The organism is Victivallis sp. Marseille-Q1083, assembly GCF_903645315.1.
Classification (GTDB): domain Bacteria; phylum Verrucomicrobiota; class Lentisphaeria; order Victivallales; family Victivallaceae; genus UMGS1518.
Window position 1 is genome coordinate 2,282,152 of the sequence record NZ_CAHJXL010000001.1, and the last position, 15,279, is coordinate 2,297,430.

The following is a 15,279-nucleotide window of genomic DNA, read 5'->3' on the forward strand; positions in this document are numbered from 1 at the left end:
GCCGCCCTGAGGGCGGCCCGAAACGGTTTGAATTGCCGTTGCCCGAGAGGATCTCATCAGTTACTGTAGTTCTTGATTACGCCGTCGACCACCAAAGTCGTGAAATCCATATCGCGAAAATCTCCTACCGTCTGGGCTTCGACGTGGCCGTCGCCGAAAGCGACGTTGCCGCTGTTGCCGTGATTGATGGCGGCGGCGCTGCTTTCGCCCGGCTGGTCCGGATAGAAGGAGTAAAAGCCGCTGCCCATCCACCCGCCTTCGGCGGTCAGCGTGTCGGCGAATACCGGGATTTCAGTCGGCGCTTTCATATTCGACAGAATAAAGAATTGCGCATAGTAATTCGGATTGCCGTAAATCATGAAGTTGCCCCAGGATTCTTTGTGATCGTTGTAAAAATCCTGGTTGTCCTTCATATTGAGATAACCGTAGGTGCGCCATTGCCAATCCCAGTTGTTGTCCGTATTCGGCAGCTTGACCGACGGGCAGAAAACAACGTTTCTGTCCAGGTAGCCGGCGGAGTCGCAGTGATCGGTATCGGCCAGCGGCACGCTCCACGGCCAGTTGATGCCGTTATCTTCATAATAGTAAAGCAGCAGATAATCTTTGTTGTCGCCGGCGTAAAGCTGGCCGCCCAACATCACCTGCTTGAGGTTGCTGGCGCAACTGATGGCGACCGCCTTCTGCTTCGCTTTGCCCAGGGCCGGCAGCAGCATGCTGGCAAGAATGGCGATAATCGCGATCACGACCAGCAGTTCGATCAATGTAAAACTCTTTCTCATTTTTCATCTCCTTATTAGATGAGATTGAAAATCTTTTTCTTGAGTGTTTTCCTTTCTGCCTCGATACGCTAACCGAAAGACCATTGGAAAACCGATCATGATAATATTATAGATAATTTTTCCGATTTTGACAAGCCCTTGCATTTTCAAAAATGATCGTTAAATTATCAAAATAATGGTATTTTTGGAAAAAATTGTTTCTTTTTAATCGTCAAGTGATAAAATTGTCATGCCGATTGCAATCCGGCGCGACTCGGGAAAGGGACTGTGGCCAGGAAGAAAAAATATGTGATGCACGAGAAGGTCATCCCGGCCGATTGCGATCAGCTTTTTCTGCCGATCTACTATCAGCAGAAAGCGGCGATGCTGCTGCAGGCCAACGGCGTACTGCTGGCCGGCATCAGCCATGCCACGCCGGGGTTCCGGATCCGGCGGACGCCGGATTTTCACCTGGCCTTGTTTACGCTGTCCGGTGACGGTTATCTGTGTTCCAACGGGCTGGAAGTGCGGCCGCCGCCCCGTTCGCTGATCCTGATGCCCGCTTATGTCGAGCACCTCTATTATCAGGACGGGCCCCGGCCGTGGGAATTTCTGTGGGTGCATTTGTCGACTGCCGAAAAGCGCTGGGATTTCATCAATCTGAACAAACCGGTCGTTGGCCGCGCCGATTCGCTGTCCGGCTTGGACTATGCCGCCCGGACGTTCGCCACTGAAGTATTCTCGCTGCACCAGGAGCATTTCGATGTTGCCCGTCCCAGCTATCTGTATCTGGATCTGCACAATCAGGACCAAGTCATGCGGTCGTTGAATTTGCCGGTCGGCCGGCCGAAACTCCATGCCGCCGAATTGGCCGAACATGCCGCCGAAACGCTGCTGCTGTATCTTGAGCGTGATCTGCTGCAGCTTCTGAACCACGAGCCGGCCAACTCCGAACGCAACCAGCTCGATCTGCTGTGGAATAAGATCAATCTGTCGCTCGCCGATGAGTGGACGCTCCGGGAGATGGCCAAACACGTCAATATGTCGATTCCAACTTTCATCCGGCAGGTCAAGAACATCTACCACGACACGCCCGGCGCCATCCTGCAGCATTTGCGCATCCGGCAGGCCGGCCAGTTGCTGCTGGAAACCGACATGGCGATCGGCCTGATTGCCGAACGGGTCGGCTACCGTAAGCTGGCGGCCTTTTCGGCGGCGTTCCGCGCCGGCTTCAACTGTTCGCCGCGCGAGTACCGGCGCGCCAATGCCGGCGAGTTCCGCTTTTGAGCGGTGTTTTCTGAAAACAAAACAGTATAATACCCGCGCGGATGGCCTTTGCCGCCTGGTTTTGCCGGAGCCGGAAGGCGGGCGGGCGATTGAGGGAAAAGAAGAGCGCGGGCAGAAAAGATCCTTTGCTGCCAAAGGTTTTTCTGCCCGCGCCTCAGGTTGTCCACCCTCTAGCGCAATTCGACGCCGAGGTCGCCGGCCAGTCGTTTGCGCAATTTTTCGAACGCCGCGTTGACCTCTTCGTCGGTGAGCGTCCTTGCCGCATTGCGGAAGGTCAGCTTGTACGCCATGCTCTTCCGGCCGGGACCGAGGATTTTTTCATCTTCGAAGATATCGAACAACTCGATTTTTTCCAGATTTTTCAGCCCGCTCTGCCGGATGAATTTCAAAATTTCCGCATGGGTCAGATTTTCCCGGGCGATAAACGCGACATCGCGGGTCGTCGCCGGGAATTGCGACAGCGGCTGATAATAAAGCGACCGGATTTTGCCGTTCAGGACGGCGGCGACTTCGAACACGGCGGCGAACACCGGATCGGCGGTCCGCCAGTTTTTGGTGTATTCCGGCGCCAGCTTGCCGAGGTGGCCGATCACCCGGCCGTCCAGTTTGATGGCGGCGCAGCAATGCGGCGCGAAACGGGCATCTTCGGTTGCTTCAAAGCCGTAATCGACCAGCTTGCGCTGTTCAAACAGACTTTCGAGCAGGCCTTTGAGATCATAGAAATCATAGCGCGCTTCCAGCTCGGCCGAATAGCGTTCCGGCGCTTTCCGGCCGGAAATCATGATACAGCATTCGGTGCGTTCTTCCGGAAACAGGGCGGCGTTGCCGCAGAACACCCGGCCGAATTCGAACAGACGGAACGACAGATTGCGGCGGGAGACGTTCCGCTCCACCGTCTGCAGCATCTCGCCCCACAGCGACGGCCGCAGCCAGGCCAGTTCCAGGCTCAGCGGATTGCCGATCCGGATCAGGTCCGACGCGCGGAAGCGTTTGTCGCTCAATGCCGATTCCTCCGACACCATGCTGTAATGCATGCATTCGTAGAGACCGAAATGGATCAGCTCCTCCCGCAATTGCTGGCTGGCCCAATGGGCGTCTTCCGCCAGCGTGTTGACCACTTTGGCGGCCACCGGCTTCAGCGGCACCATATCCAGGCCGTTGATCCGGGCCACTTCCTCGGCCAGATCCGCTTCCCGCTCCAGGTCCGGCCGGAAACGCGGCACCCGGACGCGGCAGGATTCCGCCGAAACATCGAATACCGTCAGGCGCAATTTCCGGAAAATATCCATCATCGCTTCGTTGTCGACTTCATAGCCGAGCAGCCGGCGGACACGGTCGAAACGGCAGAGGATCTCCTTTTCCGGCGGCACTCTTTCGCACACTTCGGCCAGTTCGGTGACCAGTTCGCCGCCGGCGGTCGCCAGAATCAATTGCACTGCCCGGTCGCTGGCGGTTTTCACCATGTCGAAATCGACGCCGCGTTCATAGCGGTAGGAAGAATCGCTGGAAATGCCCAGCTCCCGGCTGGTCGCCCGAATATTGGACGGCTGGAACAGGGCGCTCTCCAGCAGGATTTCGGTCGTCGATTCGGTCACCCCGCTGGATTCGCCGCCCATGATGCCGGCCAGCGCCATCGGTTGCCCGGCGTCGGCGATGACCAGATGGCGTTCGGCCAGTTTGACCGTTTTGCCGTCCAGCGTCGTGATCGTTTCGCCGTCGCGCGCCCGCCGGGCGACGACCCGGCCGCCGCTCAATTTGCTGCGGTCGAAGGCGTGCAGCGGCTGTCCCAGCTCCATCAGGACGAAGTTGGTGACGTCGACGACGTTGTTGATCGGCCGCAGGCCGATGCTCTGCAGCCGTTCCTTCAGCCAGTCCGGACTTTCGGCGATTTTGACATTGCGGATGACGCGGGCGGTGTACAACGGACACAGGTCCGGCGCTTCCACCGTCACCAGATTGTCGATCGTCTCCGGCCGGGCGGCGGCCGGCGCCGCGATTTCCGGCAGCCTGGCCGTCGTATTCAACAGGCAGGCGACATCGCGGGCGATTCCCCAGTGCGACAGCCAGTCCGGCCGGTTCGGCGTCACTTCCACTTCAATGCAGGCATCGCCCGGGTAAAGTCGGCCGAGCGGCGTGCCGGCCGGCAAATCGGTCGACAGCTCAAGCAAACCGTCGTCGTCGTCGTTCAGTCCGAGCTCGGCCCCGCTGCACATCATGCCGCACGATTCAACGCCGCGCAGTTTCGACTTCTTAATTTTGAATTGCCCTTCCGGCGAGACCATCACCGTGCCGACGGTGGCCAGCGGCACCCGCTTGCCGGCGTCGCAATTCGGCGCGCCGCAGACGATCTGCAGCGTTTCCCGGCCGATGGAAACCCGGCAGACCGACAACTTTTCCGCGTTCGGATGCGGCTGCCGCTCCAGGATGTCGGCGATCACCACGCCGTCGGGCACCCGTTTGCTTTCTTCGATTGCTTCCACTTCGATTCCGGCCATCGTCAGTTTCTCGCACAATTTTTCCAACCCACACGAGATATCGACGAATTCCGCCAGCCATTGATAGGATATTTTCATTGTCCAAAACCCCAGTTAGAACTGTTCGAGAAACCGCACGTCGTTTTCATACAGCAGCCGGATATCGTTGATCCGGTAGCGCATCATCGTCAACCGTTCGATGCCCATGCCGAAGGCATAACCGCTCCAGATTTCCGGATCGTAGCCGACGTTGCGCAGCACGTTCGGGTCGACCATGCCGGCGCCGGCGATTTCCAGGTAACCGGACTGTTTACAGACCGAACAACCCTTGCCGCCGCAGATGATGCAACTGAAATCGTATTCGACGCTTGGTTCGGTGAACGGGAAGAAATGCGGCCGCAAGCGGATTTTCACCCCTTTGCCGAACATTTCCCAGGCGAAGGTCTGCAGCACGCTCTTCAAATCCGCCATCGAAACGTTCCGGTCGATGGAAAGTCCCTCGATTTGATGGAAGTTCATGCTGTGGGTCGCGTCCGGCGTGTCCCGCCGGAAGCAGCGGCCCGGCGCGACGATCCGCACCGGCGGTTCCTGGCTTTCCATGACCCGGATCTGAACCGGCGAAGTCTGGGTGCGCAGCAGCCGGCCGTCCGGGAAATAAAAGGTGTCGCCCGGATCGCGCGACGGATGGTCCGCCGGCGTATTCAGCGCGTCGAAGTTATGATAAACGTCCTCCACTTCCGGCCCGCTGGCGACGATGAACCCCATCCGCCGGAAAATCGCCACACAGTCGTCGATCATCGCGGCGATCGGATGTTTGCGGCCGCTCGACCATTTCCGGCCCGGCAGCGTCAGGTCGGGCGGTTCGATTCCGGTCGTTGCGCAGCCGGCCAGCCGATTTTCCGCCGCTTCGAAGAAATTCTGAAATTCGCTTTTGGCTTCATTGAATGCCTGTCCGACCGCTTTCCGCTCTTCCGGCGGAACCGTGCTCATTTCCTTGCTCAGGGCCGGAAACAGGCCTTTGCGTCCGAAAATTTCGATCCGCAACGCTTCCAGCTCGGCGGCGTCGGCCGCCTGTTCGGCGCGGCGTCCGGCCATGGTCAACGCCGCCTGAATCTTTTCGATGATGGGGTTCATTTTCCAAACCTGTATGTTATTGAACCAGTTAAAATTTGCTGTAAATACAAAAAAAAGACAGCCTGAAAGGGGCGGGGCCACTTCCAAGCTGTCGGTGATTCGGTAAGACGAAACAAGTTAGTTGGCTTGGGTGACTTTCGCAACCAAGGCCTTAAACTCCTGAAATTCCGTCACTGCCAAATCCGCCAGAACTTTGCGGTTCAGCTCGATATTGGCCTTTTTCAGACCATTCATAAACTGACTGTAATTGGTGCCGAGCATCCGGCAGGCGGCGTTGATACGCACCGTCCACAAACGGCGGTACTGGCGTTTTTTCTGCTTCCGGCCTTCATAGGCGTGCACCAACGCCTTATCGACGGCATCGTAGGCGGTACGAATGTTTTTGCTGCTGCAGCCGTAGAATCCTTTGGCCTGCTCCAATACCCGTTTCCGGCGTTTTCTGCTGGCGACCGCACAAGTAACTCTTGCCATAGTTTTACCTCACACTTTCCGAATTACAGGCCATACGGCAATGCGACTTTGATCCGGCGCTTTTCGGCGCTGGAAACGGCACCGTCTTCTCTGAGGCGGCGGCGGCGGTTGGCGTTCTTGCCGGTCATCAGGTGACGGGCTCCCACTTTGTTGTGCCGGTACTTGCCGGTACCGGTCATCTTGAGCCGCTTGGCGGCACATTTTCTGGTCTTCAGCTTCGGCATCGTTTGTACTCCTTGTATTGTGACAAAGTTTTCGCTTTCGCCCCGGATCGGCAGATGCCATCAGCCTGATCCGGCGCCGCACCGCAATTCAGGGGCGTTTGTTCGCCTTCGGTGCGAATCCGACCGTGATGCTGCGTCCGAGCATTTTGGGCTTGCCGTCCGAATCACCGTATTCCGCCAGATCCGCCATCACGCGGTCCATCAGTTCGAATGCGATGTCCTTGTGCGCCATTTCACGGCCCCGCAACATCAACGTGAGCTTTAATCTACAGCCTTCCTGCAGAAATTCAATCCCGCGTTTCAATTTTATGTTATAATCGTTGGTGTCGATATTGACGTGGAACTTGACTTCCTTGACTTTCTGGGCCTGATTGTTCTTGCGCTGCGCCTTGAGATTCTTTTTCTGTTCAAAGACCAGCTTGCCGTAGTCCATGATACGAACCACCGGCGGCACTGCTTTCTCTGAAACCAGTACCAGATCCAGACCGGCTTCCTGCGCCAGCTCCCTGGCACGCGCATATGAAACAATGTCCAACTGCTCTCCATCCTGGCCGATCAGTCTGACCTCATCGGCGGTGAAAGTACGATCTCCGGGTTTTAACAGCTTAGCGATAAGAACATCCTCCTTTTTTGCATTCCGACTGACTTACTGTTCCGCGGTAAAGATGCTCCGGCATTGCTTCTCGCCGTACCGGAGCCAAAATCCGCTCTTTCAATAATATAGAGTCAGCAGATTTTATTATCAACCTCATTTTGCATTTTTTCTGCAACTTGCTCGATGGAAAGAGCGCCGACTTCTCCTTCACGCCGCGTCCGTACCGCGATCCGCCGTTCCGCCGCTTCCCGCTCGCCGATGACCAGCAGATAAGCGATCCGTTCATTGCGGGCGTCCTTGATGCGGCCGCCGAGTCCCATCGACCGGTCGTCCACTTCGACGCGCAATCCCTTTCGCTTCAGTTCGCGCGCCGCTTCCCAGGCGAAATCCCGCTGCTTTTCGGTGATCGGCAGGATTCTGGCCTGGATCGGCGCCAGCCACAGCGGGAAGGCGCCGGCATACTGTTCGACCAGAATGCCGAAGAAGCGTTCCAGCGAACCGAACAACGCCCGGTGGACCATGTAAGGCCGGTGTTTTTTGCCGTCTTCGCCGATATAGGACATGTCGAAACGTTCCGGCAGATTGAAGTCGAACTGAATCGTCGAGGTCTGCCATTCCCGGCCGATCGCATCCTTGATTTTCAAGTCGATCTTCGGGCCGTAGAAGGCGCCGCCGCCTTCGTCGACTTCGCATTGCAGCCCGGCTTTGCGCACGGCATTTTCCAATGAGTGCAGTGCTTGTTCCCAGCGTTCCGGTTCGCCGACCGCCTTGGCCGGCCGGGTCGCCAGATACGGCTTGATTTCAGTGAAGCCGAAGGTCTTCCAGATGTTCAGGCTGAAACGCAGCACCTCGGCGATCTCTTCCTCGATCTGTTCCGGCGTGCAGAAGATGTGCGAATCATCCTGGGTGAAGCCGCGCACCCGCAGCAGGCCGTGCAGCACGCCGGATTTTTCATAACGGTAAACCGTGCCCAGCTCCGCCCAGCGCAGCGGCAGTTCCCGGTAGGAACGCAGCCGCGATTTGTAAATTTCGATGTGAAACGGACAGTTCATCGGTTTGACGAAATACTCGGCATCGTCGATCTTGATCGGCGAATACATCGCATCCTTGTAGCATTCGAGGTGACCGCTGACCCGCCACAGGTCGCTGCGGCCGATGTGCGGCGTGTAGAGCAACTCGTAACCGTTCCGGTAATGTTCGGCCCGCCAGTAGGTTTCGAAGGCGTTGCGGATGAAGGCGCCCTTCGGATGCCACAAGACCAGGCCGGGCCCGACGTTATCGGAGAAGCTGAACAGGTCCAGCTCCTTGCCCAGTTTGCGGTGGTCGCGCTTTTTGGCCTCTTCCAGCAGCTGCAGATAGGCGTGCAGTTCCGCTTTGTCGGCAAACGCCGTGCCGTAAATACGCTGCAGCATCGGGTTCTTTTCGTCGCCGCGGAAATAGGACCCGGCGATCGACATCAGCTTGAACGCGCCGATCTGGCCGGTGTGCTCGACGTGCGGGCCGCGGCACAGGTCGGTGAAATCGCCGCACCGGTAAAAACTGATTCTTTCGCCTTCCGGAATGTCTTTCAGGCGCTCCAGCTTATAGGGCTGGTTGTTGTCGCGCAGCAACTTTTCCGCTTCCGCCCGGCTCAGTTCGAAAGATTCGAACGGCAGTTTTTTATTGCAGAGCTTGCGCATCGCCGCTTCGATCGTTTCCAGATCTTCCGGCGTCAGCCGATGCGCCATGTCGAAATCGTAATAGAAGCCGTCCCCGGTTGCCGGACCGATGTCGAATTTGACGTCGCCGAACAACTCTTTGACCGCCGCCGCCATCACATGGGAGGCGCTGTGACGAATCGTTTCCAAAGGAAATTTACTCATTGTTTATCTCCAAAATAGTATCTGAAATTAAAAAATTCCTGTATCGATATGGAAAGACAGCCGATCGCTGCCGGAGTTTGCTCATTCAACCCGGAGGATGTCGTCGGCCCGGGGCCGCATCCGGTCACACCCGCGTTGGTAACGCGGGGCAGCCTCCTGTCATTGGGCAGTAAAAATCGATTGCACATTTTCATCCTCGTTCACAGCAACGTCATCTGTTCGGCCGTCGCCAGCAGTTCCCGCACCGGCGCAAACGACCGGCGATGAATCGGCGTAACGCCCAGCCTGCGCAGCGCCGCCAGGTGCTGCGCCGTGCCGTACCCCTTGTGTTCCTCAAAACCATAACCGGGAAATTCCATCCCGTAACGGACCATCCGTTCATCCCGGTACACCTTCGCCAAAATACTGGCTGCCGCGATCGACGCCGATTTTCGATCGCCTTTGACCACCGCCAGCGCCGGGCCGGGCATCTGCCGCACCGGCCGGCCGTCGATCAGCAGAAAATCGGCCCGCCGCAGTTTGCCGACCGCCAGCCGCATCGCCAGATGGGTCGCCTGCAGGATATTGAGCCGATCGACCTCTTCGACCGAAACCTCGGCTATCCCGTAATCGACGCCGGGCAGTTCCCGGATGGCGGCCGCCAGTTCCCGCCGCCTGGCTTCCGACAACAATTTGGAGTCGTTGACCGCCGGCAACGGCGTGTCGCGCGGCAGCACCACCGCGGCGGCCACCACCGGTCCGGCCAGCGGACCGCGCCCCACTTCGTCGATGCCGGCCACAAAAGAAAACCCCTCTGCCCACTTCGATCGCTCGAGGCAGAGGAGTTCCGTTTCTGTCGCCAGAAATTTCATGGCCAGACTGACTGCATGATCGGTCTTGTCAGTTGACGCGCAGCTCCTTGACGCGGGCCGCCTTGCCGATCTTGTTGCGCAGATAAAACAGTTTGGCGCGCCGCACGCTGCCGCGGCGGACTACCTCGATGTGGTCGATGCGCGGGCTGTTGATCGGGAATACCCGTTCGACACCCTGGCCGGAAACCACCCGGCGCACCGTAAAGGTCGCTTCGATGCCGCTGCCGCGGCGGGCGATGACCGTACCGGCAAACACCTGAATGCGTTCCGTGTTGCCTTCGACGATTTTCACGAAAACCTTGACGTTGTCGCCGATATTGAAATCCGCGACATTCTCCTTCAAACCTTCGTTGCGGATCTTGTCCAATATGTTCATTTCAACTTGCCTCCAAGTTTATTTATTTTGTCCATTCCAACTTTCTCCGGAAGAATCCGATTCTTCACTCCGCTGCGCCCGGTAACGTTCCCACAAATCCGGCCGCAATTCCCGTGTCAGCGTTTCCGAACAGGCCCGCCGCCAGGCGGCTATCCTGCCGTGATCGCCGGACAACAGAATCTCCGGCACTTTCATGCCGCGGTATTCCGGCGGCCGCGTATACTGCGGATACTCCAGCAGTCCCTGCGAGAAGGATTCCTCCTGACTGGACTCGTCCTTGCCGAGCACCCCCGGCAACAGCCGCGAGATCGCATCCGCCATCACCATCGCCGCCAGGTTGCCGCTGGTCAGGATGTAATCGCCGATCGAAATTTCCCGGTCGATCACTCCAGTCCGCACCCGCTCGTCGACGCCCTCATAATGGCCGCAGACGATCACCAGATGCTCCAGCCCTGCCAGCTCCGCCGCCATTTCCTGGTCGAATTTCCGGCCGCGCGGTGAAGTCATCACCACCAGCGTTTCCGCTTCGCGCAACGCTTCGACGCATTCGAACAGCGGTTCCACTTTCATCAGCATCCCCGGCCCGCCGCCGTACGGCTTGTCATCCACCGTTCCGCGCTGGTCGTGGGAGAACTCCCGCAGATCAACCGCTCTGATCTCAAGCAGGCCGTTCTTCACCGCCCGCCCGATGATGCTGCTGCCCAGCGGGCCCGGATAAATTTCCGGGAAGAGCGTTACCACATCGATGCGCACTTTTCAGTCAACAACCTCGACTGTCACCCGTTTCTGCAAGCGTCCGGCCGCACCGCTGACCAGCGAACGAATCGCCATGATGGTTTTGCCGCGCCGGCCGACAATCTTGCCGATGTCTTCTTTCTTGCAGTCGATTTTAATAACATAAGCTTCTTCCGTCGATTCCGAACTGATCCGGACCGCATCGGGCGCATCCACCAGCGCGCGCACCACATAGTCGACAAAATGTTCGAGATCCTGCAGGCCGCCTTCGCTTTTGACTTTGACTGCCGCCGCGCCGTCGGATGACGCGCCATTGTCGCCGATCAGAAGCTTTAAGATTGCTTTTAACACTTTACTGTTTCCTTATCCGCGGCTAGGCCGCAAACCGTTCTTATCGTCAGGCTTCCGGAGCAGCGGCTGCGGCTGCTTCCGCTTCCGCTTTTGCCTTGGCTTCCGCCTCGGCCTTCGCTTTGGCCTGGGCCTTCTTGGACAATGCCTGCGGTTTGACCTTGTCTTTCAGGGATTTGCCATTTTTCGCCCGGTCGATGATCGCCGCCACCGTCTCGCTGACCGCCGCGCCGACTCCCGTCCAGTATTCCACCCGGTCCAGCGCCACTTTTTCCTGTTTGCCGCGCGGGTCGTAGAAGCCCAACTCTTCGATCGCCCGGCCGTCACGGGCGGAGCGCACATCCATCACGACGATCCGGAAGCAGCTCTTGTTGCGCGTCCCGGTTCTCTTCAACCTGATTTTTACAGCCATTTTCTTTCCTTTTGTTTGAAACTGTTCGTTTCTCAACCGGTTCGTCCGACCCAACCGGACCCAAACGAACATTCGCCTGAGTCGATCGAACTACTTCCGATTCTTTGGCCGGGCCAGGCATCCACCTGACGACTGGCCCGGAGAAATCATAATATATCATCACTAAATGATTCTGCAAGAGGATTTTTCGAAAGGCGAAGGAAAATCGGAAAAAATATCCGGCGCTGTCTCGGGGGCAACGGTGAAAAAATTGCCCGTCGATCCGGGTTAAAGGTTCAAATGATTCAGCTCCAGCAGCAGCCGCCCGGTCGGCAGGCCGATGACATTTTCGCGGTCGCCGTCGATTTGCTGGATGAGCAGTTCGCCGTGGTCCTGGATGGCGTAGGCGCCCGCTTTGTCCAGCACCGGCACCGCCTGGAGATATTGATCGATCACCGCTGCGGAGACCGCCTTGAACCGGACTCGGGTGGTGACGGCGAATTGCCGCTCCAGCCGCAGTTCGGCACAGCAGATCGCTACCGCGGTGATCACTTCATGAACGTTGCCGGCCAGTTTGTGCAAGATTGCCGCCGCCTCGGCCAGGTCGCGCGGTTTGCCGATGATTTCATCCCGGTACAGAATAACCGTATCGGCGCCGATGACCACGGCCGCCGGGTACAGCTTGCCCACCTGTTCCGCTTTGCGCAACGCATTGATTTCCGGGACCCGGCGTGGTTCCGGGGCGCTGCTGATTTCCGGCGTCTCTGCCGTCACGACGGTGAAATCGACGCCGTGTTGCCGCAGCAGTTCCTGCCGGCGCGGCGATTTAGAGGCCAGCAGCAGGCGGCGGTTCATGAAACGCATGTTCAGTGGTTTTCGGCAATGCTTCGTCGTGGCCGACATTGCCGACTTCCAGGCGGATGTCCCGGATGGCGTCGATGCCCAGCTGCTGCAGCAGAACTTCCTGGATCCGCTGTTTGAAGGCGGCCGAATAATCCGGCAGCCGGCCGCCCCGGGCGTCGAAATCGAAACCGACCCGCAATGAAAAGACGCTGCGGCGTTCGTACAGCCGTACCCGGTTGATGGCGATGTATGGAAATTCGCTCTGCAAGGCGCCGAGCGCCGAGCGGATCGCTGCCCGGGATACGAACAGTTCGCCATTTTCCTGCGGCAGCACGATGCCGGGCGTGTTCCGGTAGCGGAAGCTCGACACAATCAAAGTCCGCAACACCAGCAAGCCGATCAGACAGAGCACCGTCACCGCCACGCCGGTCAGATAGCCCCGGTTGAATTCGCCGGTCAACAGCGTTCGCCAGTCGGTCAACTGCATCCAAAAATCCGACATCGTTCACCCTCTTAATTTGAAAGATACCCGAAATACAGCTCGTTCCGGCCGGTTTCATGCCGCCGGCCGGAACCTTGCCGCGGCGTTATTCCGCTTCCGTTTCCGGCGTTTCTTCCGGGAGTTCTTCGATTTCCTGCACCAGCACGTTGACTTCCGTCACCGTCGTCCCGGTGGTGGCTTCGACCTGCTCGATGACGGCGCGCTGCACCGCTTCGGCGACGACCGGAACCTTGAACCCGATTTTGATGTTCAATTTGACTTCGACGGCGACTTTCGGCGCCCCTTCTTCCTGCTTGATGATCGTGATGGCGCGGTCCTGGATTTTCCGGCTGCCGACGATTTCGGCGATGTTGTCGACAAAGGTGCTGCCGGCCAGCCGGGAGACACCTTCGACGTTCAATGCGGCCCGGCGCACCAGCGAAGAAATGACATTGTCATGAATCTGGACACTGCCGAGTTCCGAAGTCTGTTCCACCACTGCGGTCGGACTTTTGGCCGGACGTTTTGCTTCCTGAGCCTCTTTCATAGTGCACACTCCTGAATTTGTTTGCGCGTACAATTACGCTTTTTCTTCCTGGTTGATTTCCACTTTTCCGATATCCTGCATCATCCGTTCGATAAAGCCGGTATCGAATTTCCCGGCTTTGAAATCCTTGTTGGCCAGGATTTTCTGGGTGAACGGGATGGTGGTCTTGACTCCTTCGACGACGAATTCGCTCAACGCCCGCTGGCAGCGGGCCAGCGCCTGCGTCCGGTCCGCGCCGCGAATGATCAGTTTGGCGATCATGCTGTCGTAATACGGCGGTATCCGGTATCCGGCGAAAACATGGGAATCCAGCCGCACGCCGATGCCGCCGGCCGGGATGAATTTTTCCACCAGGCCGGGGGAGGGGGTGAAATTGCGGTCGGGGTTTTCGGCGTTGATCCGGCATTCGATGACATGGCCGGTAAATTTGATATCCCGCTGGCGGAACGGGAGCCGTTCGCCGGCGGCGATGCGGATCTGCTCCTTGATGATGTCGATGCCGGTCAGCTCCTCGGTCACCGGATGTTCCACCTGGACGCGGGTATTCATCTCCATGAAATAAAACTCGCCGCTGTCGGTCAACAGAAATTCAATGGTGCCGGCATTGGTGTAGTTGGCCGCCTTGGCCGCTTTGACCGCCGCGGTGCCCATCTTCTCCCGCAGGCGCGGATTCAGCGCCGGCGACGGCGACTCTTCGATCAATTTCTGCTGGCGGCGCTGAATGCTGCAGTCGCGTTCGCCCAGATGAACCACATTGCCGTAGTTGTCGGCCAGAATCTGAAATTCGATGTGGCGCGGGTTGATCAGGAATTTTTCCATATACATCGCGCCGTCGCCGAAGGCATTTTCCGCTTCGGTTTTGGCGGCGTGGTAGCCCTGGATCAAACTGGCGTCGTTGTGGGCGATCCGCATGCCGCGTCCGCCGCCGCCGGCCGATGCTTTGATGATGACCGGATACTTCAGCGTGTGCGCCGTTTTCAACGCGTCGCTTTCGCTCAAAATCAGGCCCTCGCTGCCCGGCGTGGTCGGCACGCCGGCTTTTTTCATCGTATCGCGGGCCACCGCTTTGTCGCCCAGCGCCCGCATCGCTTCCGGCGTCGGGCCGATGAAAGTGATCTTGTGCTTGCGGCACGCTTCGGCAAAATAGGCGTTCTCAGCCAGAAAACCGTAACCGGGATGCACCGCTTCGACGTCGCTGATCGCCGCCACGCTCAGAATACGGTCGATCAACAGGTAACTGGCGCCGGGCGCCGCCGGGCCGATGCAGTAGGCTTCATCGGCCATTTGAACCGGCAGGCTGTCCCGGTCCGCCTGGGAATAAACCAGGACCGACTGGATGCCCAGCTCCTTGCAGGCGCGGATGATGCGCAGCGCAATCTCACCCCGGTTGGCAATTAAAATCTTGTTAAACATCAAGTAATTTCCTGAACAATATTTACTTATTCGATGACGAACAACGGCTGGCCGTATTCCACCGCCTGGCCGTTCTCGACCAGGACGTCTTTGATCACACCGGCTTTTTCCGCCTTGATTTCATTCATCACTTTCATCGCCTCGATGATCGCCACCGTCGTTTCCGCCGTCACCTTGTCGCCGATCTGGATGAACGGCTTGGCATCCGGCGAACCGGCGCGGTAGAAGGTGCCGACCAGCGGCGCATCGATCGTATTCAAAGGCGCATTGTTCTGCTCCGCAGTTGGAACGGTGACCGGCACCGGGACTGCCGCCGGAGCCGGCAGCGTGGCGGAAACCAGCGGCACGGCTGGTGCCGGTGCCGAAATGGCGACCTGGGTGCCGCCGCGTTTGATGCAAAGATTGTATTCTTCCGCTTCGATCTTGAATTCGGTCAAATCATTTTCCGACATCAATTTGACGATCGTCTTGATTTCTTCGATTTTCATA

The 15,279-nt window shown here is 58.1% G+C and carries 18 protein-coding genes; 1 reads left to right on the plus strand and 17 read right to left on the minus strand.

Translation table 11 applies throughout. The features are described 5' to 3' along the window. Positions 1-56: 56 nt before the first annotated feature. Entirely contained in the window at positions 57-779 is a 723-nt protein-coding gene (locus tag HWX74_RS09305) for a prepilin-type N-terminal cleavage/methylation domain-containing protein (RefSeq protein ID WP_176013276.1), read from the minus strand. Positions 780-1,070: 291 nt separating this feature from the next. Between HWX74_RS09305 and HWX74_RS09310 the strand changes: the two genes are divergently transcribed. Continuing rightward, positions 1,071-2,045 (plus strand): AraC family transcriptional regulator, encoded by a 975-nt coding sequence (locus HWX74_RS09310; RefSeq protein ID WP_254872341.1) that lies wholly within the window; start codon positions 1,071-1,073, stop codon positions 2,043-2,045. A gap of 170 nt (positions 2,046-2,215) precedes the next feature. Here HWX74_RS09310 and pheT read toward each other — a convergent pair whose 3' ends face one another. The 16 genes from pheT to accB form a co-directional block, all read right to left on the minus strand. Further along, positions 2,216-4,618, minus strand: a complete 2,403-nt coding sequence (pheT, locus tag HWX74_RS09315; RefSeq protein ID WP_176013278.1) for a phenylalanine--tRNA ligase subunit beta — start codon at positions 4,616-4,618, stop codon at positions 2,216-2,218. Positions 4,619-4,633: 15 nt separating this feature from the next. Further along, positions 4,634-5,653, minus strand: a complete 1,020-nt coding sequence (pheS, locus tag HWX74_RS09320) for a phenylalanine--tRNA ligase subunit alpha (protein ID WP_176013279.1) — start codon at positions 5,651-5,653, stop codon at positions 4,634-4,636. Between the two features lie 117 nt (positions 5,654-5,770). Beyond that, positions 5,771-6,124 carry a 50S ribosomal protein L20 gene (gene rplT, locus HWX74_RS09325; protein WP_176013280.1) on the minus strand — a complete coding sequence of 118 codons (354 nt, stop codon included), beginning with the start codon at positions 6,122-6,124 and terminating at the stop codon, positions 5,771-5,773. A gap of 23 nt (positions 6,125-6,147) precedes the next feature. Beyond that, the gene (gene rpmI / locus HWX74_RS09330; protein ID WP_176013281.1) at positions 6,148-6,348 is read right to left on the minus strand and encodes a 50S ribosomal protein L35; all 201 of its coding nucleotides are present in this window, start codon (positions 6,346-6,348) and stop codon (positions 6,148-6,150) included. Positions 6,349-6,436: 88 nt separating this feature from the next. Next, positions 6,437-6,961, minus strand: coding sequence for a translation initiation factor IF-3 (gene infC, locus HWX74_RS09335; RefSeq protein WP_176014576.1), 525 nt, complete (start codon positions 6,959-6,961; stop codon positions 6,437-6,439). Between the two features lie 113 nt (positions 6,962-7,074). Continuing rightward, positions 7,075-8,805 carry a threonine--tRNA ligase gene (thrS, locus tag HWX74_RS09340; protein WP_176013282.1) on the minus strand — a complete coding sequence of 577 codons (1,731 nt, stop codon included), beginning with the start codon at positions 8,803-8,805 and terminating at the stop codon, positions 7,075-7,077. A gap of 200 nt (positions 8,806-9,005) precedes the next feature. Then, positions 9,006-9,656: a ribonuclease HII gene (locus HWX74_RS09345; RefSeq protein WP_176013283.1), complete on the minus strand. Its 651-nt coding sequence runs from the start codon at positions 9,654-9,656 to the stop codon at positions 9,006-9,008. 28 nt (positions 9,657-9,684) lie between these two features. Then, the gene (gene rplS / locus HWX74_RS09350; RefSeq protein WP_176013284.1) at positions 9,685-10,032 is read right to left on the minus strand and encodes a 50S ribosomal protein L19; all 348 of its coding nucleotides are present in this window, start codon (positions 10,030-10,032) and stop codon (positions 9,685-9,687) included. Between the two features lie 18 nt (positions 10,033-10,050). After that, the gene (trmD, locus tag HWX74_RS09355; protein WP_176013285.1) at positions 10,051-10,785 is read right to left on the minus strand and encodes a tRNA (guanosine(37)-N1)-methyltransferase TrmD; all 735 of its coding nucleotides are present in this window, start codon (positions 10,783-10,785) and stop codon (positions 10,051-10,053) included. A 3-nt stretch (positions 10,786-10,788) separates the two neighbouring features. Next, positions 10,789-11,118, minus strand: coding sequence for a KH domain-containing protein (locus HWX74_RS09360; protein ID WP_176013286.1), 330 nt, complete (start codon positions 11,116-11,118; stop codon positions 10,789-10,791). A 46-nt stretch (positions 11,119-11,164) separates the two neighbouring features. Then, positions 11,165-11,527, minus strand: a complete 363-nt coding sequence (rpsP, locus tag HWX74_RS09365; RefSeq protein WP_176013287.1) for a 30S ribosomal protein S16 — start codon at positions 11,525-11,527, stop codon at positions 11,165-11,167. A 267-nt stretch (positions 11,528-11,794) separates the two neighbouring features. After that, positions 11,795-12,370, minus strand: coding sequence for a nucleoside triphosphate pyrophosphatase (locus HWX74_RS09370; RefSeq protein ID WP_176013288.1), 576 nt, complete (start codon positions 12,368-12,370; stop codon positions 11,795-11,797). After that, positions 12,333-12,851 (minus strand): hypothetical protein, encoded by a 519-nt coding sequence (locus HWX74_RS09375; RefSeq protein WP_176013289.1) that lies wholly within the window; start codon positions 12,849-12,851, stop codon positions 12,333-12,335. The genes HWX74_RS09370 and HWX74_RS09375 overlap by 38 nt, the downstream gene beginning before the upstream one ends. An 85-nt stretch (positions 12,852-12,936) precedes the next feature. Further along, positions 12,937-13,377, minus strand: coding sequence for an Asp23/Gls24 family envelope stress response protein (locus HWX74_RS09380; protein WP_176013290.1), 441 nt, complete (start codon positions 13,375-13,377; stop codon positions 12,937-12,939). 33 nt (positions 13,378-13,410) lie between these two features. Further along, positions 13,411-14,790, minus strand: a complete 1,380-nt coding sequence (gene accC, locus HWX74_RS09385; RefSeq protein WP_176013291.1) for an acetyl-CoA carboxylase biotin carboxylase subunit — start codon at positions 14,788-14,790, stop codon at positions 13,411-13,413. A 26-nt stretch (positions 14,791-14,816) separates the two neighbouring features. Continuing rightward, a complete protein-coding gene (gene accB, locus HWX74_RS09390) occupies positions 14,817-15,278 on the minus strand; it encodes an acetyl-CoA carboxylase biotin carboxyl carrier protein (protein WP_217704911.1) in 462 nt (153 codons plus the stop codon). Position 15,279: the final 1 nt, after the last annotated feature.